Below are 19,276 nucleotides of genomic sequence, written 5' to 3'. Positions count from 1 at the left end.
TGAAGGCCCTCCCCGTCGCGCGTTAAAATTCACACATTCGGCCGTTCGGTCCCGGAGCGTGCGTGGTCCTGAGGATTCGACCCGAACAGATGGCGTGCCTCGACACCTCGATACGCGGCACCTACGTGAGCAGCGTGGTGCGCTTCCTGAGGACGCAGCTCCCCCGGGAGAGCGCGGACCTGAAGGAGCGGGAGCTGCGCGCACGGGCCGAGCGCGGCATCGACGCCGCGGCCCGGCATGGCATCACCGCACGCTGGGACGTGGCCCGCTTCATCGCCTGCCAGCTCTGCCTGGGCGAGCACTTCGACACGGACCCGGCCCATGCCTGGCCCCAGGCCGTGCTCGCGCGGCCGTACCTCACGCCTTCCCGGAAGATGGACTGGATTGAGCGCCATTACCTGCGGCCCCGTCGCGGGCGCTCCCCTACCGTGCCCTGACCATGCCCTACCTCCCCCTGCGCTGCGACTGGACGCACTTCGCTCCTTCCCAGGAGACGCTCGCCGTCACCTACGACCCGCCGGATGAAGGGCGGCTCGTCTCCGTCCAGTTGGAGGTGCGCGACTACGCGGATGCCCTCGTGTACCGCTCGGACGCGCTCGATTGCCGCGGCGGCCCTGCGGCCATCACCTGGTCGGGCGCGCTGAACGTGGGCAATGACGCCGTCCAGGAACCCTTCGCCACGCCGCTGAGGGCGCCCTACACGCTCCGGGTCGAAGCCGTCATCGAAGAGGATGCGCGCGAGGACCTGCGCCAGCCCGAGGACCTGCCCAACACCGAGCTGGGCAGCGTGGCGCCCTGCGAGTCCCGGCGCGATGAATCCCTCCCGGAGGAAGAAGCGAGGGAGCTGCCGCTCCCGCCTCCCACCACCGCGCGGGTCAACGTCCTCTACCATTCCGTGGAGGTCGTCCGCGGCCCCTGGCTGGCCACCGGCGAGGTGTTCGTCCGGGGCACCGCCGCCAGCATCTGCCACAAGCTCAACCAGCTCGGGTACTACGCCGGCCCTCCGGCACGCGCGGCGGCCACCCCGGACCTGCTGGACAAGGCCAAGGAGCGCTTCCGTCGCAACCACGGCGACCTGCGAATCATCCCCGCGCCCACGAACGACGATTTCGAGAACGCGCTGGACGGCGCGCTGGGGCACGCCCATGGCGCACGGCCGACGCTGGTCGACGACCAGAGCAACCCCGTCCCGGAAGGCACCGCGATTCCAGGAGGGAATGGAGCGCCGCTGCGGGTCTACGTGGAGGCCGTGGGCTTCGACGAGGACCTCGCCAACCAGACCGACGAGTTCATGCGGCAGATTCCTTCCAACCGGGGCAATGCCGCCATCGACTGGAGCACGCTGCACAACAAGACGAGGAGCGAGGCCGGCAAGCTCAACCGCCCGCTCGTGCCGCTCGAAGCGGTCATCTACCTCAAGGGCCATGATGGAAGCCGCGTCGCCGCCCCCCAGGCCGTGGGCGCGGTGCGGGTGGACTGGTCCGCGCTCGAGCCGGGCGAGGACGTGTCGCACCTGCCCTTGAATCACGACCTGCACCTGGGAACCCGGGCCTACGTCAACCGCGTCCTCGGCAGCGACTTCGTCGACCTCGCGGGCGACGGTGGCACGAACTGCCCCGTGGCCTACGGCGGCATCCGCACCCAGGACGGCAACTTCCGCAACCCCTTCTGGCGGGAGCCCCAGTCCTATGCCCCCTACGCAACGCCCACGGAGGACGCCAGGGCCAAGAAGCTCTGGGTCCCCGCATTCACGGACGGCGCCGCGCATCCGAACCGCGTGGGCCGCTCGGGCATCTACCTCCAACCGTCACTGATTGCCGGCGACCGATACCAGGTGCGCGCGCGGCTCAGCTACGCGGGCCGCGGCAATGCCATGCAGCTTGAGGCCGCCAACCCCGTCTGCCAGTACGAGACGAAGCCCATCGTCGTCTGGCGCCGGGTGGAGGTCTTCGGCATCGTAAGCTGGCCGCTGCGCAACCACGGGAACCTGCCGCAGAAGTGCCGGGACCGCTACGCGGAGGCCTACCTGGAGGTCGACTTCTCCCACACGCAGTACCGGCGCATCTCCCAGGTCATCAACGACACGGACTACTCGGACTGGTTCACCCACATCCGGACGCACGTCAAGCCGTCCGTCGCCAGCGTCGTTGGCCTGCTGGACACCACGCACGTGCATGACGCCAGCCCCGTCGTGCGGCTCCGCCCTGACGTGGAACTCAGCGCCAACCAGAAGAACAACATCTGGTTTTTCGTCAGCGACATGTTCAACGAGCTGGTCAGCACGGCGAACGTCCGCAGCGCCGGCGGATTCCTGCTCTCGCGCATCTCCGACAGACTCCGCACGGGGGATGCGCCCTGCGGCGGCATCGTCATGCTCGAATACAAACTGTCGGACGACATCGTGGACGCGCTCGAGACGTCGGACGCCGGAGAGGTGCCCACGACCTCCAACGGCAACGGCGACCTGCTGGGCATCATCGACCAGAGCGTGGATGCGAACCCCGACTTCGTCTTCACCCACGAGGTGGGCCACTGCTTCTGGTTGACCCACCACGAGGCCTCCTCGGGCGTGGTTCCCCAGCACCACGACCCGCTCGACCACAACTGCATGATGAGCTACCCCGACTGGGAGCAGAAGCGGCCGCAGTACCCGCATCATGCGCCGGCCCGCTTCGACCCGCACTTCTGCGGCAAGTGCAACCTCAAGCTGCGGGGCTGGGACATCACCCACGATGACATCCTGGCGCTCGACCCGCCCGCGCCTGTCGACCAGCTCAGCACCCTCTTCTATTACGACCGCGCGGACCCCGGGCTGCAGTGGAACGTCGAGCTGGGGCACGTGAGCAACGCCTTCGCCCTGGCCTCACGGGGTCCGTTCCGTGAGCGCTTCTTCGACCGGGACGCGAACTTCGACACCTGGGTGAACCAGCTCGGCGACTGCGACATCTACCACCACGTCACCCACGGGAACGTGCGCTGCTCGAAGCACGCCATGCGCCTCGCGTCCATGGACATGGCCTATCCCCGCTACCCGACGTGGTGCAGGAATGACCAGTCCAAGGTGGAGGGACTGGCGGCCAAGGAGGAGGAGCTCTGCGTGGAAACCGGCTTCGACCCGGTCGCGCTCACCCAGTGGGCGAAAGAGTCACTCATCATGCCGAAGCTGGGCTGGAGCCTCTTGAGCCCCGACCACACGCTGAGAAGCGTCATCCAGTGGACCGTGGACGACAACGACAGCAGCCGCGACGTCGAGTTCACCTACGAGGCCATCGAGCAGGCCTTCAAGCGCGGCAAGAAGCCGCCCCGGCTGCTCGCCTTCTTCAGCTCGTGCCTGATTGGCTGGGAGCATCACTTCGCCCGGCTCTTCATCAACCATGGCACGCCCTACGTCATCGCGTTCCGCAGCCGCTACCAGACCTCCCAGGCCCTGCCCTTCAGCCAGGAGTTCTACCGCATCCTGGCCCTGGGCAAGCTCGAGCCCCAATTCATCCACCGCGCGTTCCAGACCGCGGCGACGGGCCACCCCCACGCCGAGCCCTGCCTGTTCACTAAGGACAACATCGTCCGCTGCGTCGCGAAGACCAAGGCGGGCGAGGCGGAGTTCCATGACGTCAAGTGGGACTCCAAGGAGTTCTACGAGCCGCGCTTCCCCGCGCAATGACGCATGGACCTCAAGCGAGCCCCACCCCACCCTTGACAGTCCGGAGCCCCAGGTCTAACGCAAGGCGCCATGAGCCCTCCCCAGTTCCCGCCCTCTCCGACGCGCGCCATCAGCAGTGACGGCCCCTTCCGAGCCCTGCTGCTGGAGAACATCCACCCGTCCGCGGGGGAGATGCTGGCCGCCGAGGGCTTCCAGGTGGAGCGCGTCTCGTCCGCCCTCAAGCCGGACGAACTGGCGGAGCGGCTGAAGGGGGTGCACCTGCTGGGCATCCGCAGCAAGACGACGGTGCCGCTCGCGGCGCTGGAGCACGCGGAGAACCTGCTGGCCATTGGGGCCTTCTGCATCGGCACCAACCAGGTGGACCTGACGTCCGCCAACACGCACGGCATCCCCGTCTTCAACGCGCCCTTCAGCAACACGCGCAGCGTGGCGGAGATGGTGATTGCGGAAGTCATCGTCCTGACGCGGCAGCTCTTCGAGCGCAGCCAGGAGGTCCACGCGGGCCAGTGGCGCAAGGTGGCCACCGGCAGCCATGAGGTGCGCGGCAAGACGCTGGGCATCATCGGCTATGGCCACATCGGCTCGCAGCTGGGCGTCATCGCCGAGGCGCTGGGCATGCGCGTCCTCTACTTCGACGTGATGACCAAGCTGCCGCTGGGCAACGCGCAGCCAGCCGTCACCCTGGAGGAGCTGCTCGGCGCTTCCGACTTCGTCACCCTCCACGTGCCCGCGCTGCCCACCACGCACATGATGATGGGCGCCGAGCAGATTGCCCAGATGAAGAAGGGCGCCTGCCTCATCAACGCCAGCCGAGGCACGGTGGTGGACATCGACGCGCTGGCGCGGGCGCTCCAGTCCCAGCACCTGGGCGGCGCCGCGGTGGACGTCTACCCGGAGGAGCCGGAGAGCAACTCGGACGGCTTCGTCACCGCGCTCCAGGGCCTGCCCAACGTGGTCCTCACGCCGCACATCGGCGGGTCCACGGAAGAGGCGCAGGCCTCCATCGGCAAGGAGGTGGCCACCAGCCTGCTGAAGTACTTCAAGGCGGGCGCCAGCACGGGCGCGGTCAACTTCCCGAACATCGAGGCGCCGCTCATCCCGGGCACGCACCGCATCCTCAACGTGCACCGCAACATCCCGGGCGTGCTGCGCGACATCAACCGCATCGTCTCCGACCTCAACGCCAACATCCACGCCCAGGTGCTCAGCACGGACGCCAACATCGGCTACCTGCTGATGGACCTGGACCAGGACGTGTCCACCCCGGTGTGCGAGGCCATCGCCGGGCTGGAGACGGACATCAAGACGCGCATCCTGTCCTGACGTCCGGCGCCCTCAGGCATCCACGACCTTGCCCGGGTTGAGGATGCCTCGAGGGTCCAGCGCCCGCTTGAGGGTGCGCAGCAGGGCCAGCTCCGCCGGCGCGCGTGAGTAGCCCAGGTAGTCCTTCTTCAGCAGGCCGACGCCGTGCTCGGCGGAGATGCTCCCGCCGTGCTTCTGCACCAGCGCGAACATGGTGGGGTCCGCCTGCTTCGTGTGGGCCAGGAACTCCGCCTTGTCCATGGCGTCCGGCTTCATCACGTTGACGTGCAGGTTGCCGTCGCCGATGTGGCCGAAGAGGCAGATTTCCCAGCCCGGGTAGCGCGCGCTGAAGAGGGCCTCCAGCTCCGCGCAGAAGGCCTCCAGCCCCGCCACCGGCAGGGAGATGTCGTTCTTGTGCGGCAGGCCGGTGGCGGAGAGGCTCTCGCTGATGCCCTCGCGCAGCGCCCACAGCTCGGCCGCCTGCGCCGCGCCCTGCGCCTGGACGCCGTCCGTCACCAGCTCGCGCTCGAACAGCGAGCCCAGCCAGCCCTCCACCGCGGCGGCGTCCTTCGCCTCCGCCTCCAGCAGCACGTAGCACTCGCTGGGGGTCTCGAAGGGCGGGCGCAGCTTGCGGTGGCGGCCCAGGCGGGCCATGCACCTGTCGGTGAAGAACTCGTAGGCGGAGATGCTGAAGGCGTTCTGCCGGCGCGCGTCGCGGAACAGCCGCAGCACGGCCGCCACGTCCGGCACCGCGAAGAGGAACACGTCCTGCTTGCCGGGGAGCTGGGTGAGCTTGAGGGTGGCCTCGGTGATGACGCCCAGGGTGCCCTCGCTGCCGATGAAGAGCTGGCGCAGGTCCGTGCCGGTGTTGTTCTTCTCCAGCGCGCCATTGAGCTCCAGCACTTCCCCCTGGGCGGTGACGACCTGGAGCCCCAGCACCCACTGGCGCGTGAGGCCGTAGCGGATGACCTTCACCCCGCCCGCGTTGGTGGCGATGTTGCCGCCCACCGTGCTGGAGCCCTTGGAGGCGAAGTCCACCGGCCAGGTGAGGCCGTGCTCCGCGCAGTGGTGGTGGACGGCCTCCGTCACCGCGCCCGCCTGCACGCGCACCGTGTTGCCGAGCAGGTCCACCGGCCCCATGCGCGTCATGCGCTGGAGGGACAGGACCAGCTCGCCCCGGGCCGCCACCGCGCCGCCGGCCAGCCCGGTGCGACCGCCGGAGGGCACCACGGCGATGTGATGCTGGTGACACAGGGCCAGCAGCCGGGCGACCTCGTCCGTCGTCCGGGGAAGCGCCACGGCGGCGGGGGCGGGCGCATAGACGCGCGTCCAATCGCGGCCGTACTCCTGGAGCTCCCCTGGCTCCCGGGTGAGAAAGTCGGCGGGGAAGCCCTCGGTGATGGCCTGGAGGAAGTCGGCGGGGAGCGCGGCGGTGGACATGCCTCTAGGCGTATTGCAGCCGGACGGCTGTGACAAGGTGCAGCACGGGGGGCGTTGGACGGTGGCGTTCGCGCCGTGACGCGCCGAATCCGCCAAGGAATCGAATGGAGGGCGTATAGGGCGTGGGCGCATGGCGGAATCCGCCCGTTTTCAGTCCCTCCGCGAGGAACCCCTTATGTCGAAGTCCCTGTCCCGGCGCATCCTGGCCCTCCCCCTGCTCGCGGCGCTGTTCGCGGCGCCCGCCGCGATGGCGGAGGATGCGCCAAGGGGCCGGCCCTATGTCTTCACGACCGTGGACGACTACAGCATCCGGCTCGATGGCCGCATCGACGTCACGGGCGTGCTCCAAGGCGAAGCAGAGCCTCGGACTGTCACCTTCAAGATCGTTCTTTCACACGGCGCGCAGGAGAGCCTTCAGACACTGGCGAGCCGCTGCGACCGGATGGCCCTGCTTGCGATGTCAAAACCCGGCGCGTACCTGCTCACGATGTCCGTGGAAGACCATCCCAACAATTACATCCAGTTCGCCTGCAAGCTGGCCCGCGTCCCCTAGGTCCACACGCGGATGGAACAAACGGCGCACATGGGGACGAATCGACAGACGTGGCTGGCGTTGACGCTGACCGTGGTGGGCCTCCTCGCGGGGTGTTCGCCGGGCGCGAGCCCCACGGAAGAGGACGCGGACGGGGATGGGGTCGCGGACGCGGCGGACTGCGCTCCCGGCGATGCGAACCGGTGGCGGATCCTGGAAGGTCACGCGGACGATGACCGCGACGGCGTGGGCGCTGGCGCGCTGCGCGAGGTCTGCGCTGGCGAGCAACTCCCGGAGGGCTGGAGCCAGCAGAGCGGCGACTGCGCTCCGGGCGACGCGACCCGCTGGCGGGAGCAGGCCGGGCTCTACCCGGACCAGGACAACGACGGCGCCACCGGCGAGGGCCCCGTGACGGCCTGCGTGGGAGACACGCTCGAGGGCTACCGCGAGCAACCCGGCGCGCCGGACTGCGACGACAACGCCCCCCGCTTCGCCGCCTCCACCCAGCTCTGGCCAGACGCGGACTTCGACGGCATCGGCAACGGCGAGCCCATCTCCCACTGCGCGGGCAAGGACCTGCCCCGGGGCTACGCGGCGGTCGACGGCGACTGCGCACCCGACGACCGCGCGCGCTCGACGTGGCGCGACTACACCCACCGGGACGCGGACGGCGACGGCTTCACCGTGCCCGAGGAAGGCCGGGTCTGCTCCGGCATGACACTTCCCGCCGGCTACGCCCTGGAGGCGCGCGGCCTGGACTGCGACGACACGAACGCCGCATGGTGGCAGAAGCGCACCGTCTACGCGGATGTGGACGGAGACGGCTTCGGCAGTGGTGACCCCGTCATGCGGTGCACGGGCCGCACGGCGCCTCCCGGCTACGCGCTGGACTCCGTTGACTGCGCGCCGGAGGACGCCACGCGGTGGCAGTGGCGCTCCTATGCCCACCGGGACTCGGACGGTGACGGCGACACGGTGCCCGAACAGGGCGTGACCTGCAGCGGCGCGGCGCTTCCTCCGGGCTATGCCCAGTGGCCCACCGGTCATGACTGCAACGACCGCGATGCCACCGTCATGGTGACCTGGCACGTGTATTCCGACGATGACGGGGACCGCTTCGGCGCAGGCACGCGGCAGACCTTCTGTGCGGGCCGGCAGATTCCCGTTGGGTACTCGGTGGTGAACACCGACTGCGACGACACGGCCCCCCTCCTCTGGAGGCTCCTGGCCTACTCGCACCGGGATGCGGACGGTGACAGCTTCACCGCGCCGGAGGTGGGCACGGTGTGCTCGGGCATGGCGCTGCCGCCCGGCCATGCCACCACACCACGAGGGAACGACTGCGACGACGCGGACCCGAGCATCCACACCACCGTCCAGGCGTGGACGGATGCGGACGGGGACGGCGTGGGCGCGGGAGACGCGGTCGCGCTGTGCACGGATGGCACGGTGCCCGCGCCGTGGTCGGCCCGGGGGACGGACTGCGCGGCGGAAGACGCGGCGCGCTGGCGACAGGCGGCCTACGCGCATGTGGACCGGGACGCGGATGGGCACACCCACCCCGAAGCAGGAACCGTGTGCACCGGTGCGTCACTCCCCGAGCCCTACTTCACCCAGGCCACGGGCAATGACTGCGATGACTCGGACGCCGCGCGCTATCGTTGGACGGTTCTCTACCCCGACATGGATGGCGACGGCGTGGGCACCTCGCCCCGCACGATTCCCTGCATCGGCGCACAGACGCCCCTGGGCTTCTCCCTCAAGGGATACGACGTGGACGACTCGGACGCATCCATCCAGGAGGACCCCGAGGACGACCTGATGTTGGAACTTATCCTCGACTAGACGCAGACGCTGGCAACGCCAGACGCATTTTGAATAACAATTCCCAGTGGGCGACAGGTGGCTGCCACAGGCTTTATTCCTCGTCGAAGGACTCCTCCCGCCCGAGGAGCGCCTCCCCCGCACACACTGGAAATCCGATGATGCGTCTCGCAAGAACCTCATGGCTCTGGGCCCTCCTCCTGGTCCTTTCCGCCTGCACCCCAGACAGTCCCGCCTCCACGCCCGACGCCGGCACACAGCCACACGACTCAGGGACACAGCTCGGCCGCGTGACGGGACAGGCCCTCCTCGAAGGGGAGAGCCACCATGAGGGCGCCACCGTCATCCTCTCCGGCGTGCGCGACAGCGTGACCACGGACGCGCAAGGCCGCTTCACGTTCGACAACGTCCCCACGGGAACGCACACCGTGGAGGCCCATCGGAGCCACTACCAGCGGGCCGGGGACACGCTGGAGGTCCAGCCGGGTCAGACGACGTCGGTCGACCTGTCACTGAGCCGCCGCCAGGATGCCCTGGTGCTTGAGGCGCCCGCCCTCACCGTGCAGCGAGGCCACCTGAAGCTCACCGGCTCCGGCTTCGGCGAGATGCGTGGCACCTCCCGCGTCTCCATCGGCGGCGTGGACGCCGAGGAGTACCTGTCCTGGTCGGACACGGAGGTGGTGGTGCGCGTGCCGGGGAGCGTTGTGCCCGGCGAGCAGGAGGTCGTCGTCACGCTTGGCGTGGATTGGAAGCCCGCCGCCACCGCGTCGCTGCGAGTGCTCCGACAGCGGACCCTCGCGTATGCGGCCCACTGGGGCATTGGCGTCCTGCCGAACAACACCGTCACCGTCTGGGGCTCGGCCGACCCCCTGAATGATGTCACTCCGATTCCAGCGGGGCTTTCCGATGTCGTGAGCGTGGGCGCGGGGATGACCTTCGCTGTGGCCCTGCAGGCGGATGGAACCGTGGTCAAGTGGGGAGGCCCCGACCCCGTCCCGGTGCCCGCGGGCCTGTCGGACGTCGTGGACATCAGAGCGAGCGGAGTCCTGGCCCTCGCGCTCAAGCGGGATGGGACGGTCGTGGCCATCGGTGCGGAAATCGACCCGCAGACGCATGTCCCTGAAGGGCTTCAGGACGTAGTCGCGGTGTCCGCGGGGGCGTACCACGGCATGGCGCTCAAGGCGGACGGCACCGTCACCGTCTGGGGGCAGGACGTGTTCGACCTCCTCGTCGTCCCGGCGGACCTGGACGACGTCGTGGCCATCTCCAACACGAGCAGCAGCGCACTGGCGCTGCGGGCGGACGGGACCGCGGCCGTCTGGGGATTTGGCGCGGCGTACTACGACCTCGCGCTCACCCCGGACCTCAGCGACGTCGTGGATGTCGCGGCAGGCGAACACCACTACATGGCGCTCCGGTCCAACGGCACCGTCGTCGCATGGGGGAATAGCGCCTTTGGCCAGACGACGCTCCCCCCGGGATTGACGGATGTCGCCACCGTCGCGGGCCAGGCCTTCAACAAGAGCCTGGCGCTCCGGCACAACGGCACCATCGCGGCCTGGGGAGACACCACCTCCGCCTCGAGCCTACCTCCGCCGGGCCTGGTCCTCCGCGTCCCTGCCCGGTAGCTCCAAGCCGCTCCTCCTGCGCCCCACATTGGGCGCCGGAGCGGCAAGTATTCCAAGGAATACAGGTTGCACATGGAGTCATGCGGAGGAACACTCCGGCATGCTCGCAATCCAACGGAGAGACGCGGCGATGACAGCTCCCGTCCAGCTCGACGCGCCCGACATCCAGGATGTGGTGCAGAGCCGGACGTTGGGGCTGGCATATGTCGGCACGGTGCTGGTGGTGGCGCACAACGCGCAGCCACCGGCCCCCGACGACTGGGCGCGCTACTGCGAGCTCATCGCGCGTCACCAGGACACGGCCACCGGGCAGCTCGTCCTGGCCGAAGGGCCCGGGCCCAATGCCACCCAGCGGCAACAGGCGCTCAACCAGGTGCCCAAGGACTACGTCATTCCGCCCACGGCGGTGTTCACCGAGTCCCCACTGGTCCGCGGCGTCGTGACGCTCTTCAACTGGTTCAGTCCCCGGGCCATGCGCGCCTTCATTCCGGGGGACATCCCGGGCGCCGCGCGGCACCTGGGCTTGAGCGAAGAACAGGTGCGGCGGCTGGTGGACATCGGCAAGACGGTGCGGCCGGCACTGCAGTGACACACACCGGCTACGGCTGGGTGCCCTGCTGGATGCGCAGCTCCCGGATGCCCTTGAGGATTCGAGGCGCCGTCAGCAGCATGTTCTGGTTGAGGAGCTTGCCGTCCACGGGGGTGCAGCTTCCCGACACACATGCGGTGTACGCGGGGCACGGTGACTCGCACTGGAAGGACTCCGGCGATATCTGGCAGGTCTCCGAGCAGTAACCGGAGAGGCAGGCCTCGTGCCGCATGCACGGCTGTCCATCTGGAAGCTGGCACAGCTTCGTCGCGCCACACTGCGTGGGCGAATGACATTCGGCGTTGCTGTCACAGCGTCCGTCATCGCGGTTGCATTTGCGCTCCGCGTTGCAGAAGAAGCTGGCGCAGTCGCGGTCGTGCTCGCAGTCCTCTCCCGGCTCGAGGAGACAGACGGACGAGCCCAGCACGTCGGCACACGTCAGCGCGCCCGGGCAGTCCTCCGGGGAGACGCAGTCCTTTCCCAGCGGCACCGTGCACCCCACGCCGGGCTCACAGAAGCCGGTGATGCACTGGGAGCCCGCCTCACAGGGCTGGCCTTGCGAGGCCAGGCACACGCCCCCATCGAGCTGCTTCGCGCACGTCAGCCCCTTGCCACAATGCCCATCCGGACAGGGCGCCCCAGGGCTGGGCTGCCTCGCCCTGCCCGCGGCGAGCAGGGAGGCCACCGTCCCCAGCAGGATGAACGTCGCCACCGCCATGACAGCCCAGTTCCTGGGGAACGCCCTCGCGGCGGGCGGCGAGGAGACCACCTCGACGGTGACGGCGGGCCCCTGCGCGAACCGAGTGTCGGGGCCGTCGCAGTCCTCCACTCGCAGGTGGAAGGTGAAGTGGCCCGGTGGCGTCCCCGCTGGCACGCGGAGCCGGATGAGGATTCGCTGCGCGCCTGTCGGAGGAAAGTCGCGCTGGGTATCGCCGTCGATGAAGAGCCACTCGCGCCGGGCGCCTGCGTCAGGCACCACCGAGAGGCGCGCGCGCACGGGGGCACGCGAGGCGTTGATGACGTGGAAGACGGCCTCCCCCGTCCCGTTGGGGGACAGACGAAGGGTGTCCGTGACTGCGGAGACATCGAAGACGCGAGACATCGACCTGCTCTCTTGGAGGACCGTGCGGCATTGAGCGAGTCAGGCCAGCGCTCCCGCCTCAGGCCCGGTGGTTCCCCCATCGCCCGGCCTGTCGCGGAAGGCTGTCCGTTCCATCATTCGCCTTGGCGTCGCTTCCCTGCGGTGGCCACGGGGGGAGGCTCGCTCCGTTCCCAGGTCTCCGACGTGGCCGCCCGAAGGCCCCGAGCCGCCGGGCTCAGCGCATGAACCGCGAACAGCTCGGGCCCCACGCCCCACGCATCAGGCGCTGTCGTCTCCGGCCCCGGGCTCCGCGCAGCAAGCGCAGCAGGGACAATCGACACCCGCCCTGCGTCCCACTCGTCGAGCACAGCAGAGACAGTCTCCTCCAGCCCTGCGCCCCACGCATCGGAGACGCCGGGAATGGAAGCCACGGGGCCAACGCTCCACGCATCGGGCGCACCGGCGACGGACGCCTTCAGCCGCGCGCTCCACGCATCGGGGAAGGACGCCTCGGGCGCCATGCCCCACTCATCAATCCAGGACGTCTCCAGCGCCCCGTGAGCAGGGTTCGGCGCGGTGGCACTCGGTGACGCGGGAACGCGCTCGGCGCCGCGTAGCGTCTCCTCGGAGGTGACAGGCGATGGGTGGCTTTGCGGCATGTCACTCCTCCTTCAACGGCAGGCGGATGAGCAGCGGCTGGGGCTCGGCGGCAAGCACCTCCGGGCCCAGCTCGAGCAGCGCACCCTTCGCGCGCACTTCCAGCCGTCCCAGCGTGGCCACGGGGGGCACGCTGGGAAAACGGAAGCAGCCCTTGGCATCCGTGCGCGTGGTGAGCTTCAGCGTGGGCAGTTCGACGAGCGCGCCCGGAATCGGCACGTCCCCCGGGCCGACGACACAGCCCAACAGCGCCTCCGCGGGCGTCGGCGTGGCCTGGGGCGTGGCGGGAAAGAGCACCCGGTGGATGACGGGCATCGAGCGCTCCCGCCGCACCGGGACGCGCAGGCGGAAGCAGGGACGCGGCGCGGTCCTCAGCCCGGCCCACACCGTGGTGGGCACCGGCGTGAGCTCCACCTCGAAGTCCGCCTCCTCCATGGCCGCGAAGACGAGCTCACCCAGCAGCCGGTGCGCTCGCTCCGGGGACTCCGCCCCCGCGGTGATGAGGTAGCAGACCGAAATCTGCAGCGACGCGCGCCCCCCGCCCCCGCTCCGGACCGGAGGCGCGGGCCCCAGCTCCAACAGGTACAGACAGACGCCTCGCTCGAGCGATTCGCGGTCCGGCACGCCCAGGAACACCGGGACATCACCGGCAATGCGGCCCACCCACGCCTTCAAACGTTGATCGACTTCGTCGATCATCCGGACCCCCCGTCCTGGGCCGGTCGACCCGGGCCACTCGCAGCCCGGTGCTTTCCGGACTTGCAACGTGTCACCGGCTTCCAGGTGCAGGTATTGACCGGCGGGGCGGAGCGACGTCCGGCCTTCAACAACCCCCGGCAATCTCAGGGGAAAAGAAGGCGCACAACTTCCGGACGGCTGGGGCGGATAATTCCAAGACGCGCCACCCCCACGCGCACCGGGATTCCTCCACCATGGCCACGAAAGTCAACGACAGCCCGCGTCCTCTCCCCTCACTCCCGCCGCGCGCCGCCGTGGCGAAGGACGCCCGGGCCTCCGAGTCCCCGGCGAAGCCCACCAGCGCCCCTCCCGGTTGGAACGCGGACCGCTTCGAGTCGTCGGCTCGCGCGCCCCGGCCGCTCGTGTGCACCGTGCCCACGCCGCCGCCCACCGCGCCGGTGGAGCCAGCCCCCGCGCCGGAGCCGGAGGTGGACAGCGCCGCGGTGGACTCGGACCCGATGACGCACATCGCATACCTGTCCTCGGACGAGCTCCAGGGCCGCGACAGCCCGTCAGCCGGTCTGGATGCCGCGTCGCTGTACGTGCAGCAGCACGTGCAGAAGTACGGCCTCCTCGGCCCCAACACGAACAACCCGGACAACGCCTTCGAGCAGCGCTTCGACGTGTACTCGTTCGCGGGCCGGCCCGGGGTGCGCGGCGAGTCGGGCGAGCACGCCCACACGCCGAGCACCTACGGACACGCGCTGTTCGAGGGCGGCTTCTACCTCGACGACAACATGCCCAAGGAGACGCTCGCGCTGCTCAACCAGCAGTACGAGAAGTCGATGAACGCGCGCGGCCTGCCCCTGGCGCCGCCGCGCGCGGGGGCGCAGCGAAGCGTGGAGGAGCTGCGCCAGCTGGCCTCCGCGTCCGGACAGGCGGTGAACACCATGGCGCTGCTGCCGGGCTCGGGGCCCAACAAGGACGAGGTCATCGTGGTGATGGCCCACCTGGACCACGATGGCGTGGACCGGCGCGGCAACGTCCTCAACGGCGCGGACGACAACGCCTCCGGCAGCGCGGTGCTGATGGCGGCGGTGCCGGAGCTGGCGGAGGCGGCCAAGCGCGGCGAGCTGGACCGCTCCGTGCTCTTGCTGTGGACGGGCGCCGAGGAGAAGGGCCTGGTGGGCTCGCAGTACTTCGTGGACCACCCGATTCCGGGGCTCGGCATGGAGGAGATTGCCGGCGTCATCAACGTGGACATGGTGGGCCGCTGGGATGACCAGCGCCTGTCGGTGGTGGACACCAACTCGCGCGGGCAGCCCAACTACTTCCGGGAAGTGCTGGACCAGGCGAACGCGAAGCTCGATGACCCGTTCGACCGCATCAACCGGGACATCAACGTGTTCCGCGACCGGCAGGACGGTGCGTCCTTCGGACGCAAGGGCGAGGACGTCCTCTTCATGTTCGAAGGCCTGTCCAACCCCAACGGCGGCGGAGACCTCATCCCCGAGTACCACCGGGCCGACGACGACATCGACCTCATCCTCCGCGACAACGGCGGAGAGAAGCCGCGCCGCATCAAGGATTTGATGGTCAACGTCATCGGGCTCGCCGCCAATCGGACGGCAGAACCCTGAATTACCGGCGGCCCAGGCCGCCAATGTCGGATACCAGCGCCGAAGCGGCCTCTTCCCGCCGTCATTTTCCCTGACGCCGCTTCATTTTCCGCCCGGTCGCGCGAATGATGGCCACCGGGCCGGAACACGCTGGAACACGACATGACGATGGCGACATCCTCGACGAGACGACAAAGGACATTCCTGCTGGGACGGCACGGCGCGGCGCTCACCTGCGCCCTGGGCCTGGGGGCCGCGACACCGGCCCTGGCCGATGGGTCGGATACCCCACACCGCTTTGGCCTCATGCTGGACGCGGGCGCGCCGCACGGCGTGGGCCTGTCCGCGGTGCTGCGGCCGCTGCCGTGGCTGCGCTTGCAAGCGGGTCCCACCACCAACACGCTCAGCTTCGGCTTGCGCGGCGGCCTGAGCATCCTGCCGATGCAGACCTTCCTGGCGCCGTCCTTCAACGTGGAGGCGGGGCACTACTTCGGTTCGGACTACAACGACGTGGTGGACTGGCTGGGCGCGACGCCGAGCCGGGCCAGCGCGGCCATTCGCGACGTGACGTACAACTACGTCACCGGCAGCGTGGGCCTGGAGGTGGGCGCGGCCAGCCGCTTCAACTTCTTCCTGCACCTGGGCCTCAGCTACGTGGACCTGGGCGTGGACGACGCGAGCGCCCTGCTCCAGGACGCCACGGATGACCCGGACGTCACCGCGAGGAACCTCTCCGTGCGCGCCACCATGCCCTCCGTGAAGCTGGGCTTCATCCTCTACTTCTTCTGAGCCAGGAGCTTTTCAACCATGCGAACGACTTCCTTCCGCATCCTGCTCCTCTCCAGCATCGCGATGCTCGCCACCGGCTGTGAATCCCTCTTCTTCATCGAGGCCGAGGCCGAGGAGATCTGCAAGACGGAGCGCGACCTGGCCTTCCCCGCGGCGCTGCCACTCACCGTCAACGTGGAGCGGAGCATCACCTTCCCGCTGGGTGACATCTCCGACCCGCTGCCCGAGGACACGGACATCGAAACCGAGCTTCGGCTGCGCGTCTTCGAGGTGACGGCCGACACGGACCTCAGCGGCGTGGAGCGCGCCAACGTCTCCGTGCGCCAGCCGGGCTCCAACGACACCCACGTCATCGGTGAGTACACGCGCACCAGCACCGCGCCCACGCGCACCATCCAGCTCACCAGCACCGGCCCGGTGGACCTGATGGACCTGGCCCGGCAGCCCGAGCTCGAGTTCATCTTCGACGCCCGGGGCACGCTGCCTTCCGAGGACTGGACCGCCTCGCTGCGCGCCTGCGCGGGCGTGAAGGCGCACGCGAACTACTTCGACCTGGTGTTCTAGGCCGCCCGTAGCTACCGGAGCCCGGAAGCCGCCGCCGTGCGCTTCCGGGCCTCCACGGGCGCGGGCACGGGCTGTTCGACGGGCGCGGGCTGCTTGGATGCGGGAGGTTGCACGTTGAGGAACTCGCGCCGCGTGCCCATGACCAGGTCGAAGAACGGGTGCGTCACGCACCAGTTCGCGTTCTGGTCCTTGCCCATGTGGTGGTCGTAGTGCCACGGCAGGTGCTCACGCGCCCACTTCGGGTCCAGGTGCGCCCGCCGGTGGACGAAGTAGTAGTTCGCCGCGCAGGCCCACACCGTCCCGACGAAGAAGGGCGCCACCGGCAACAGCGGCGCGTGGGCCAGCGCCAGCACCGCCAGCCCCATCAGCTCCTTGGTCTGCGCCGACCAGCTCCACAGCGAGCGCATGTACTGGTCATCCACCATGTCGTGGCGCCGCGACTTCTGGTGGTGCTCGTGCCAGTGGAAGCTCCAGAAGCTCTTCCGGTTCTTCCCCAGGCCGTGCAGGACGGACCTGTGAAGGACCCATTCACCGAAATTGGAGTAAACCCAGCCCAGGGGGATGCCGATCATGGTCGCCTCCGGCGAAGCGCCCGGCCGGCGCTTCGCTTCCCATAAATGACTATTTGGTCACTCTTTTTCTACCGCGCAATGGACGGGAGCGCACGGTAATGGCGAGCCGGGATGGCACGCGGGCGGGTGGCGCCCAGGAGACGGGCAAGCCGCCCGCACGGCCCGGAGGCCGCCGCGAGGCCCACCGCCGAGAGCGCGAGCAGACACTGGAGGACGCCGCGCTGAAGCTGTTCCTGGCGCGGGGCCTGGATGGCGTCACCATCGACGACATCACCCAGGCGGCCGGGGTGGCCAAGGGGACGTTCTACCGGTACTTCGACGACAAGGCGGCGCTGGTGGACGGCCTGCTGGAGCCGGTGCGCCGCGAGCTGCTGGCCGGGCTGGAGACGTGCGGCCACTCCCTGGCGGAGGCGCGCAACGTGGAGGCCATGTTCGACGCGTACCGCGCGGTGGCGGCGGTGATTGCCAGCGCGCTGCTCCAGTACCCGGGCGTGGTGCGGCTGTACCTCCAGGAGTGCCGGGGGCCGGCGGTGGGGGCGCGGACGAAGGTGGCGGAGCTGGCGCGGCAGGTGGCGCGTCACGCGGTGGACATCACGCAGAAGGCGCACACCAGCGGGCTGCTGCGCCCCATCCGTCCGGCGGTGAGCGGACTGGCGGTGGTGGGCGCCGTGGAGCGGCTGCTGCTGGCGGTGCTGAGCGAGGAGGACATCGGCAACCCGCTGGAGCTGCCGGACGCGCTCACCACGCTGGTGCTGGACGGGCTGCGCCTTCCCCCGGAGGTCCGCCCTGGGCGCCGGAAGTTGGACGGAGGCCCCAAGCGCCCCTAAGGGTGGAGGGGTGGGACGCAAGCGGGCGGCACGGCGTGGGGGGATGACGGTGCCCGGGTGGGCGTGGTGGTTGCCGTGTGTGCTCGCGCCGGTGGTGCTGCTCAACGTCGCGGTGGCCTGGTTCGGCAACAGCTTCGTGTCGCCGCTGTCCTTCTCGTTCCTGGAGGCCAAGGCGGGCGCGCTGCGCGCGTATCTGGCGCACCGGCCGTCGTGCCTGGTGGAGGGACACGCGCCCCTGGAGCCCGTCATCGACGCGGCCGAGCGCCGGCACCGCCTTCCCCCGGGGCTGCTGCGCGCGCTGGTGCAGGTGGAGTCGGAGACGCGCGTGCACCGCATCTCCCCGGCGGGAGCCATGGGGCCCGGACAACTGATGCCCGGCACCGCGGCCATGCTGGGTGTGAAGGACCCGTTCGACCCGGAGCCGGCGATTGACGGCAGCGCGCGCTATCTGGCCCAGCAGTTGCGGCGCTTCGGTGACGTGCGGCTCGCGGTGGCCGCATACAACGCGGGCCCAGGCTCCGTGAATGGCCGCGTGCCGCGCAATGGCGAGACGGAGTTCTACGTGCCCAAGGTGCTCGCGGCGTGGGAGCTGACGCGCCCGCCTCCGCCGCGGAAGGCGCCGCCCGCGGTGAAGCCCGTGGCGAAGCCGAAGCCGGTGGCTCCAGCACGCACAAAGGCACCGGCGTCCGCGGCGAAGGAGCCGAAGAAGCCCGCAGCGCCCGCGGAGAATGGCCGGAGCTGAGGCAGTCGCAGCGCCTTACAGCGCGCGGGCCGCCGCCGGGTCCAGCCACACCTCGACGTCCGGGTGGAGCTGGAGGAAGGAGGCGGGACAGCGGGGGGACACGGGGCCCTCCACCATGCCGCGCACCGCCTCCGCCTTGGCCTCGCCGAAAGCCAGCAGCAGCGCCTGCCGTGCCTGGAGGATGCTGGCCATGCCCAACGTGAGCGCCTCCATCGGCACGCGCGACGGGTCATCCCCGAAGAGCATGAGGTTGGCCTCGCGCGTCTGACGACTCAGCCGCGTCCGGTGACACCGCGCTCGCAGTCCGTCCGCCGGCTCGTTGAAGGCCAGGTGCCCGTTCGAACCGAGCCCCAACAGCACCAGGTCCAGTCCGCCCGCTTCGGCCAGCCGGGCCTCGTAGCGCGCGCACTCCGCCTCCGCGTCCTCCACCGCGCCATCGAGGAATTGGATGTGCGCGGGCGACAGGTTGACGTGCTGGAAGAGGTGCCGCTCCATGTAGGCGCGGAAGCTGCCCGCGTCGTCCGCCGACACACCCAGAAACTCATCCAGGTTGAAGGTGCGGACCTGGGCCCAATCCAAACCGCCGCGTGTGAACAATTCCACCAGCTCCCGGTACACGTTGAGCGGCGTACGCCCCGTGGGGAGCCCCAGCACCAGGGAGGGGTGTGCCGCCGCCGCTCGGGCGATTCGCTGGGCGCACGTGGCGGCGGCCTCCCGCTCGGAATCGAAGACGCGGATGCGCATGGGTCCGAAACATAGGCATGCACCGGG

Annotated in this window: 18 protein-coding genes; 12 read left to right on the top strand and 6 right to left on the bottom strand. The window is 69.6% G+C overall.

Annotation, left to right across the window (positions count from 1 at the left end):
- Nucleotides 1-89: 89 nt before the first annotated feature.
- The 3 genes from FMQ63_RS00820 to serA all read left to right on the top strand — a co-directional run bounded on the left by FMQ63_RS00820 (nucleotide 90) and on the right by serA (nucleotide 4,984).
- Nucleotides 90-437 (top strand): hypothetical protein, encoded by a 348-nt coding sequence (locus tag FMQ63_RS00820; RefSeq protein ID WP_216608565.1) that lies wholly within the window; start codon nucleotides 90-92, stop codon nucleotides 435-437.
- A gap of 2 nt (nucleotides 438-439) precedes the next feature.
- Complete coding sequence (locus tag FMQ63_RS00815; RefSeq protein WP_011556287.1) at nucleotides 440-3,661, top strand: hypothetical protein; 3,222 nt, start codon at nucleotides 440-442, stop codon at nucleotides 3,659-3,661.
- 69 nt (nucleotides 3,662-3,730) lie between these two features.
- Complete coding sequence (gene serA / locus FMQ63_RS00810; RefSeq protein ID WP_011556288.1) at nucleotides 3,731-4,984, top strand: phosphoglycerate dehydrogenase; 1,254 nt, start codon at nucleotides 3,731-3,733, stop codon at nucleotides 4,982-4,984.
- Nucleotides 4,985-4,996: 12 nt separating this feature from the next.
- Here serA and FMQ63_RS00805 read toward each other — a convergent pair whose 3' ends face one another.
- Nucleotides 4,997-6,403, bottom strand: coding sequence for an FAD-binding oxidoreductase (locus FMQ63_RS00805; RefSeq protein WP_011556289.1), 1,407 nt, complete (start codon nucleotides 6,401-6,403; stop codon nucleotides 4,997-4,999).
- 175 nt (nucleotides 6,404-6,578) lie between these two features.
- On the opposite strand from FMQ63_RS00805, the gene FMQ63_RS00800 reads away from it, so the two are divergent.
- The 4 genes from FMQ63_RS00800 to FMQ63_RS00780 all read left to right on the top strand — a co-directional run bounded on the left by FMQ63_RS00800 (nucleotide 6,579) and on the right by FMQ63_RS00780 (nucleotide 10,976).
- Nucleotides 6,579-6,956 carry a hypothetical protein gene (locus FMQ63_RS00800; RefSeq protein ID WP_225909543.1) on the top strand — a complete coding sequence of 126 codons (378 nt, stop codon included), beginning with the start codon at nucleotides 6,579-6,581 and terminating at the stop codon, nucleotides 6,954-6,956.
- Nucleotides 6,957-6,986: 30 nt separating this feature from the next.
- Nucleotides 6,987-8,780: a hypothetical protein gene (locus FMQ63_RS00795; protein WP_225909544.1), complete on the top strand. Its 1,794-nt coding sequence runs from the start codon at nucleotides 6,987-6,989 to the stop codon at nucleotides 8,778-8,780.
- Nucleotides 8,781-9,049: 269 nt separating this feature from the next.
- Nucleotides 9,050-10,387 carry a carboxypeptidase regulatory-like domain-containing protein gene (locus FMQ63_RS00785; protein WP_020478028.1) on the top strand — a complete coding sequence of 446 codons (1,338 nt, stop codon included), beginning with the start codon at nucleotides 9,050-9,052 and terminating at the stop codon, nucleotides 10,385-10,387.
- A 100-nt stretch (nucleotides 10,388-10,487) separates the two neighbouring features.
- Complete coding sequence (locus tag FMQ63_RS00780) at nucleotides 10,488-10,976, top strand: STAS/SEC14 domain-containing protein (protein WP_225909545.1); 489 nt, start codon at nucleotides 10,488-10,490, stop codon at nucleotides 10,974-10,976.
- A 10-nt stretch (nucleotides 10,977-10,986) separates the two neighbouring features.
- Here FMQ63_RS00780 and FMQ63_RS00775 read toward each other — a convergent pair whose 3' ends face one another.
- The 3 genes from FMQ63_RS00775 to FMQ63_RS00765 form a co-directional block, all read right to left on the bottom strand.
- A complete protein-coding gene (locus FMQ63_RS00775) occupies nucleotides 10,987-12,078 on the bottom strand; it encodes a hypothetical protein (protein ID WP_011556294.1) in 1,092 nt (363 codons plus the stop codon).
- Nucleotides 12,079-12,191: 113 nt separating this feature from the next.
- Nucleotides 12,192-12,716: a hypothetical protein gene (locus FMQ63_RS00770; protein ID WP_011556295.1), complete on the bottom strand. Its 525-nt coding sequence runs from the start codon at nucleotides 12,714-12,716 to the stop codon at nucleotides 12,192-12,194.
- Between the two features lies 1 nt (nucleotide 12,717).
- On the bottom strand, nucleotides 12,718-13,413 hold the full coding sequence (locus FMQ63_RS00765; RefSeq protein WP_225909546.1) for a carboxypeptidase-like regulatory domain-containing protein: 696 nt from the start codon (nucleotides 13,411-13,413) through the stop codon (nucleotides 12,718-12,720).
- 233 nt (nucleotides 13,414-13,646) lie between these two features.
- Between FMQ63_RS00765 and FMQ63_RS00760 the strand changes: the two genes are divergently transcribed.
- From FMQ63_RS00760 to FMQ63_RS00750, 3 genes are all read left to right on the top strand, one after another.
- Nucleotides 13,647-15,032: a M28 family metallopeptidase gene (locus tag FMQ63_RS00760; RefSeq protein ID WP_011556297.1), complete on the top strand. Its 1,386-nt coding sequence runs from the start codon at nucleotides 13,647-13,649 to the stop codon at nucleotides 15,030-15,032.
- Between the two features lie 141 nt (nucleotides 15,033-15,173).
- The gene (locus FMQ63_RS00755; protein ID WP_011556298.1) at nucleotides 15,174-15,800 is read left to right on the top strand and encodes a hypothetical protein; all 627 of its coding nucleotides are present in this window, start codon (nucleotides 15,174-15,176) and stop codon (nucleotides 15,798-15,800) included.
- 18 nt (nucleotides 15,801-15,818) lie between these two features.
- A complete protein-coding gene (locus tag FMQ63_RS00750; RefSeq protein WP_011556299.1) occupies nucleotides 15,819-16,364 on the top strand; it encodes a hypothetical protein in 546 nt (181 codons plus the stop codon).
- 11 nt (nucleotides 16,365-16,375) lie between these two features.
- Here the strand turns inward: FMQ63_RS00750 and FMQ63_RS00745 are convergent, their stop codons facing one another.
- Nucleotides 16,376-16,936 carry a sterol desaturase family protein gene (locus tag FMQ63_RS00745; RefSeq protein WP_011556300.1) on the bottom strand — a complete coding sequence of 187 codons (561 nt, stop codon included), beginning with the start codon at nucleotides 16,934-16,936 and terminating at the stop codon, nucleotides 16,376-16,378.
- A 98-nt stretch (nucleotides 16,937-17,034) separates the two neighbouring features.
- On the opposite strand from FMQ63_RS00745, the gene FMQ63_RS00740 reads away from it, so the two are divergent.
- Nucleotides 17,035-17,763 carry a TetR/AcrR family transcriptional regulator gene (locus tag FMQ63_RS00740; RefSeq protein ID WP_011556301.1) on the top strand — a complete coding sequence of 243 codons (729 nt, stop codon included), beginning with the start codon at nucleotides 17,035-17,037 and terminating at the stop codon, nucleotides 17,761-17,763.
- Nucleotides 17,764-17,773: 10 nt separating this feature from the next.
- On the top strand, nucleotides 17,774-18,505 hold the full coding sequence (locus FMQ63_RS00735) for a lytic transglycosylase domain-containing protein (RefSeq protein WP_011556302.1): 732 nt from the start codon (nucleotides 17,774-17,776) through the stop codon (nucleotides 18,503-18,505).
- Between the two features lie 15 nt (nucleotides 18,506-18,520).
- Here FMQ63_RS00735 and FMQ63_RS00730 read toward each other — a convergent pair whose 3' ends face one another.
- A complete protein-coding gene (locus FMQ63_RS00730; RefSeq protein WP_011556303.1) occupies nucleotides 18,521-19,249 on the bottom strand; it encodes a glucosamine-6-phosphate deaminase in 729 nt (242 codons plus the stop codon).
- Nucleotides 19,250-19,276 lie beyond the last annotated feature (27 nt).

It is taken from the genome of Myxococcus sp. CA005, from assembly GCF_006518205.1.
GTDB classification, from domain to species: domain Bacteria; phylum Myxococcota; class Myxococcia; order Myxococcales; family Myxococcaceae; genus Myxococcus; species Myxococcus xanthus.
The sequence above is the reverse complement of the archived record's forward strand: the minus strand, read 5'-3'. Positions and strand labels throughout refer to the sequence as shown.

Bases quoted from the DNA above. Each gene is read 5' to 3' on its own strand.
- FMQ63_RS00820 (WP_216608565.1), top strand. From the start codon at position 90: ATGGCGTGCCTCGACACCTCGATACGCGGCACCTACGTGAGCAGCGTG.
- FMQ63_RS00815 (WP_011556287.1), top strand. From the start codon at position 440: ATGCCCTACCTCCCCCTGCGCTGCGACTGGACGCACTTCGCTCCTTCC.
- serA (WP_011556288.1), top strand. From the start codon at position 3,731: ATGAGCCCTCCCCAGTTCCCGCCCTCTCCGACGCGCGCCATCAGCAGT.
- FMQ63_RS00805 (WP_011556289.1), bottom strand. From the start codon at position 6,403: ATGTCCACCGCCGCGCTCCCCGCCGACTTCCTCCAGGCCATCACCGAG.
- FMQ63_RS00800 (WP_225909543.1), top strand. From the start codon at position 6,579: ATGTCGAAGTCCCTGTCCCGGCGCATCCTGGCCCTCCCCCTGCTCGCG.
- FMQ63_RS00795 (WP_225909544.1), top strand. From the start codon at position 6,987: ATGGGGACGAATCGACAGACGTGGCTGGCGTTGACGCTGACCGTGGTG.
- FMQ63_RS00780 (WP_225909545.1), top strand. From the start codon at position 10,488: ATGCTCGCAATCCAACGGAGAGACGCGGCGATGACAGCTCCCGTCCAG.
- FMQ63_RS00775 (WP_011556294.1), bottom strand. From the start codon at position 12,078: ATGTCTCGCGTCTTCGATGTCTCCGCAGTCACGGACACCCTTCGTCTG.
- FMQ63_RS00770 (WP_011556295.1), bottom strand. From the start codon at position 12,716: ATGCCGCAAAGCCACCCATCGCCTGTCACCTCCGAGGAGACGCTACGC.
- FMQ63_RS00765 (WP_225909546.1), bottom strand. From the start codon at position 13,413: ATGATCGACGAAGTCGATCAACGTTTGAAGGCGTGGGTGGGCCGCATT.
- FMQ63_RS00760 (WP_011556297.1), top strand. From the start codon at position 13,647: ATGGCCACGAAAGTCAACGACAGCCCGCGTCCTCTCCCCTCACTCCCG.
- FMQ63_RS00755 (WP_011556298.1), top strand. From the start codon at position 15,174: ATGACGATGGCGACATCCTCGACGAGACGACAAAGGACATTCCTGCTG.
- FMQ63_RS00750 (WP_011556299.1), top strand. From the start codon at position 15,819: ATGCGAACGACTTCCTTCCGCATCCTGCTCCTCTCCAGCATCGCGATG.
- FMQ63_RS00745 (WP_011556300.1), bottom strand. From the start codon at position 16,936: ATGATCGGCATCCCCCTGGGCTGGGTTTACTCCAATTTCGGTGAATGG.
- FMQ63_RS00740 (WP_011556301.1), top strand. From the start codon at position 17,035: ATGGCGAGCCGGGATGGCACGCGGGCGGGTGGCGCCCAGGAGACGGGC.
- FMQ63_RS00730 (WP_011556303.1), bottom strand. From the start codon at position 19,249: ATGCGCATCCGCGTCTTCGATTCCGAGCGGGAGGCCGCCGCCACGTGC.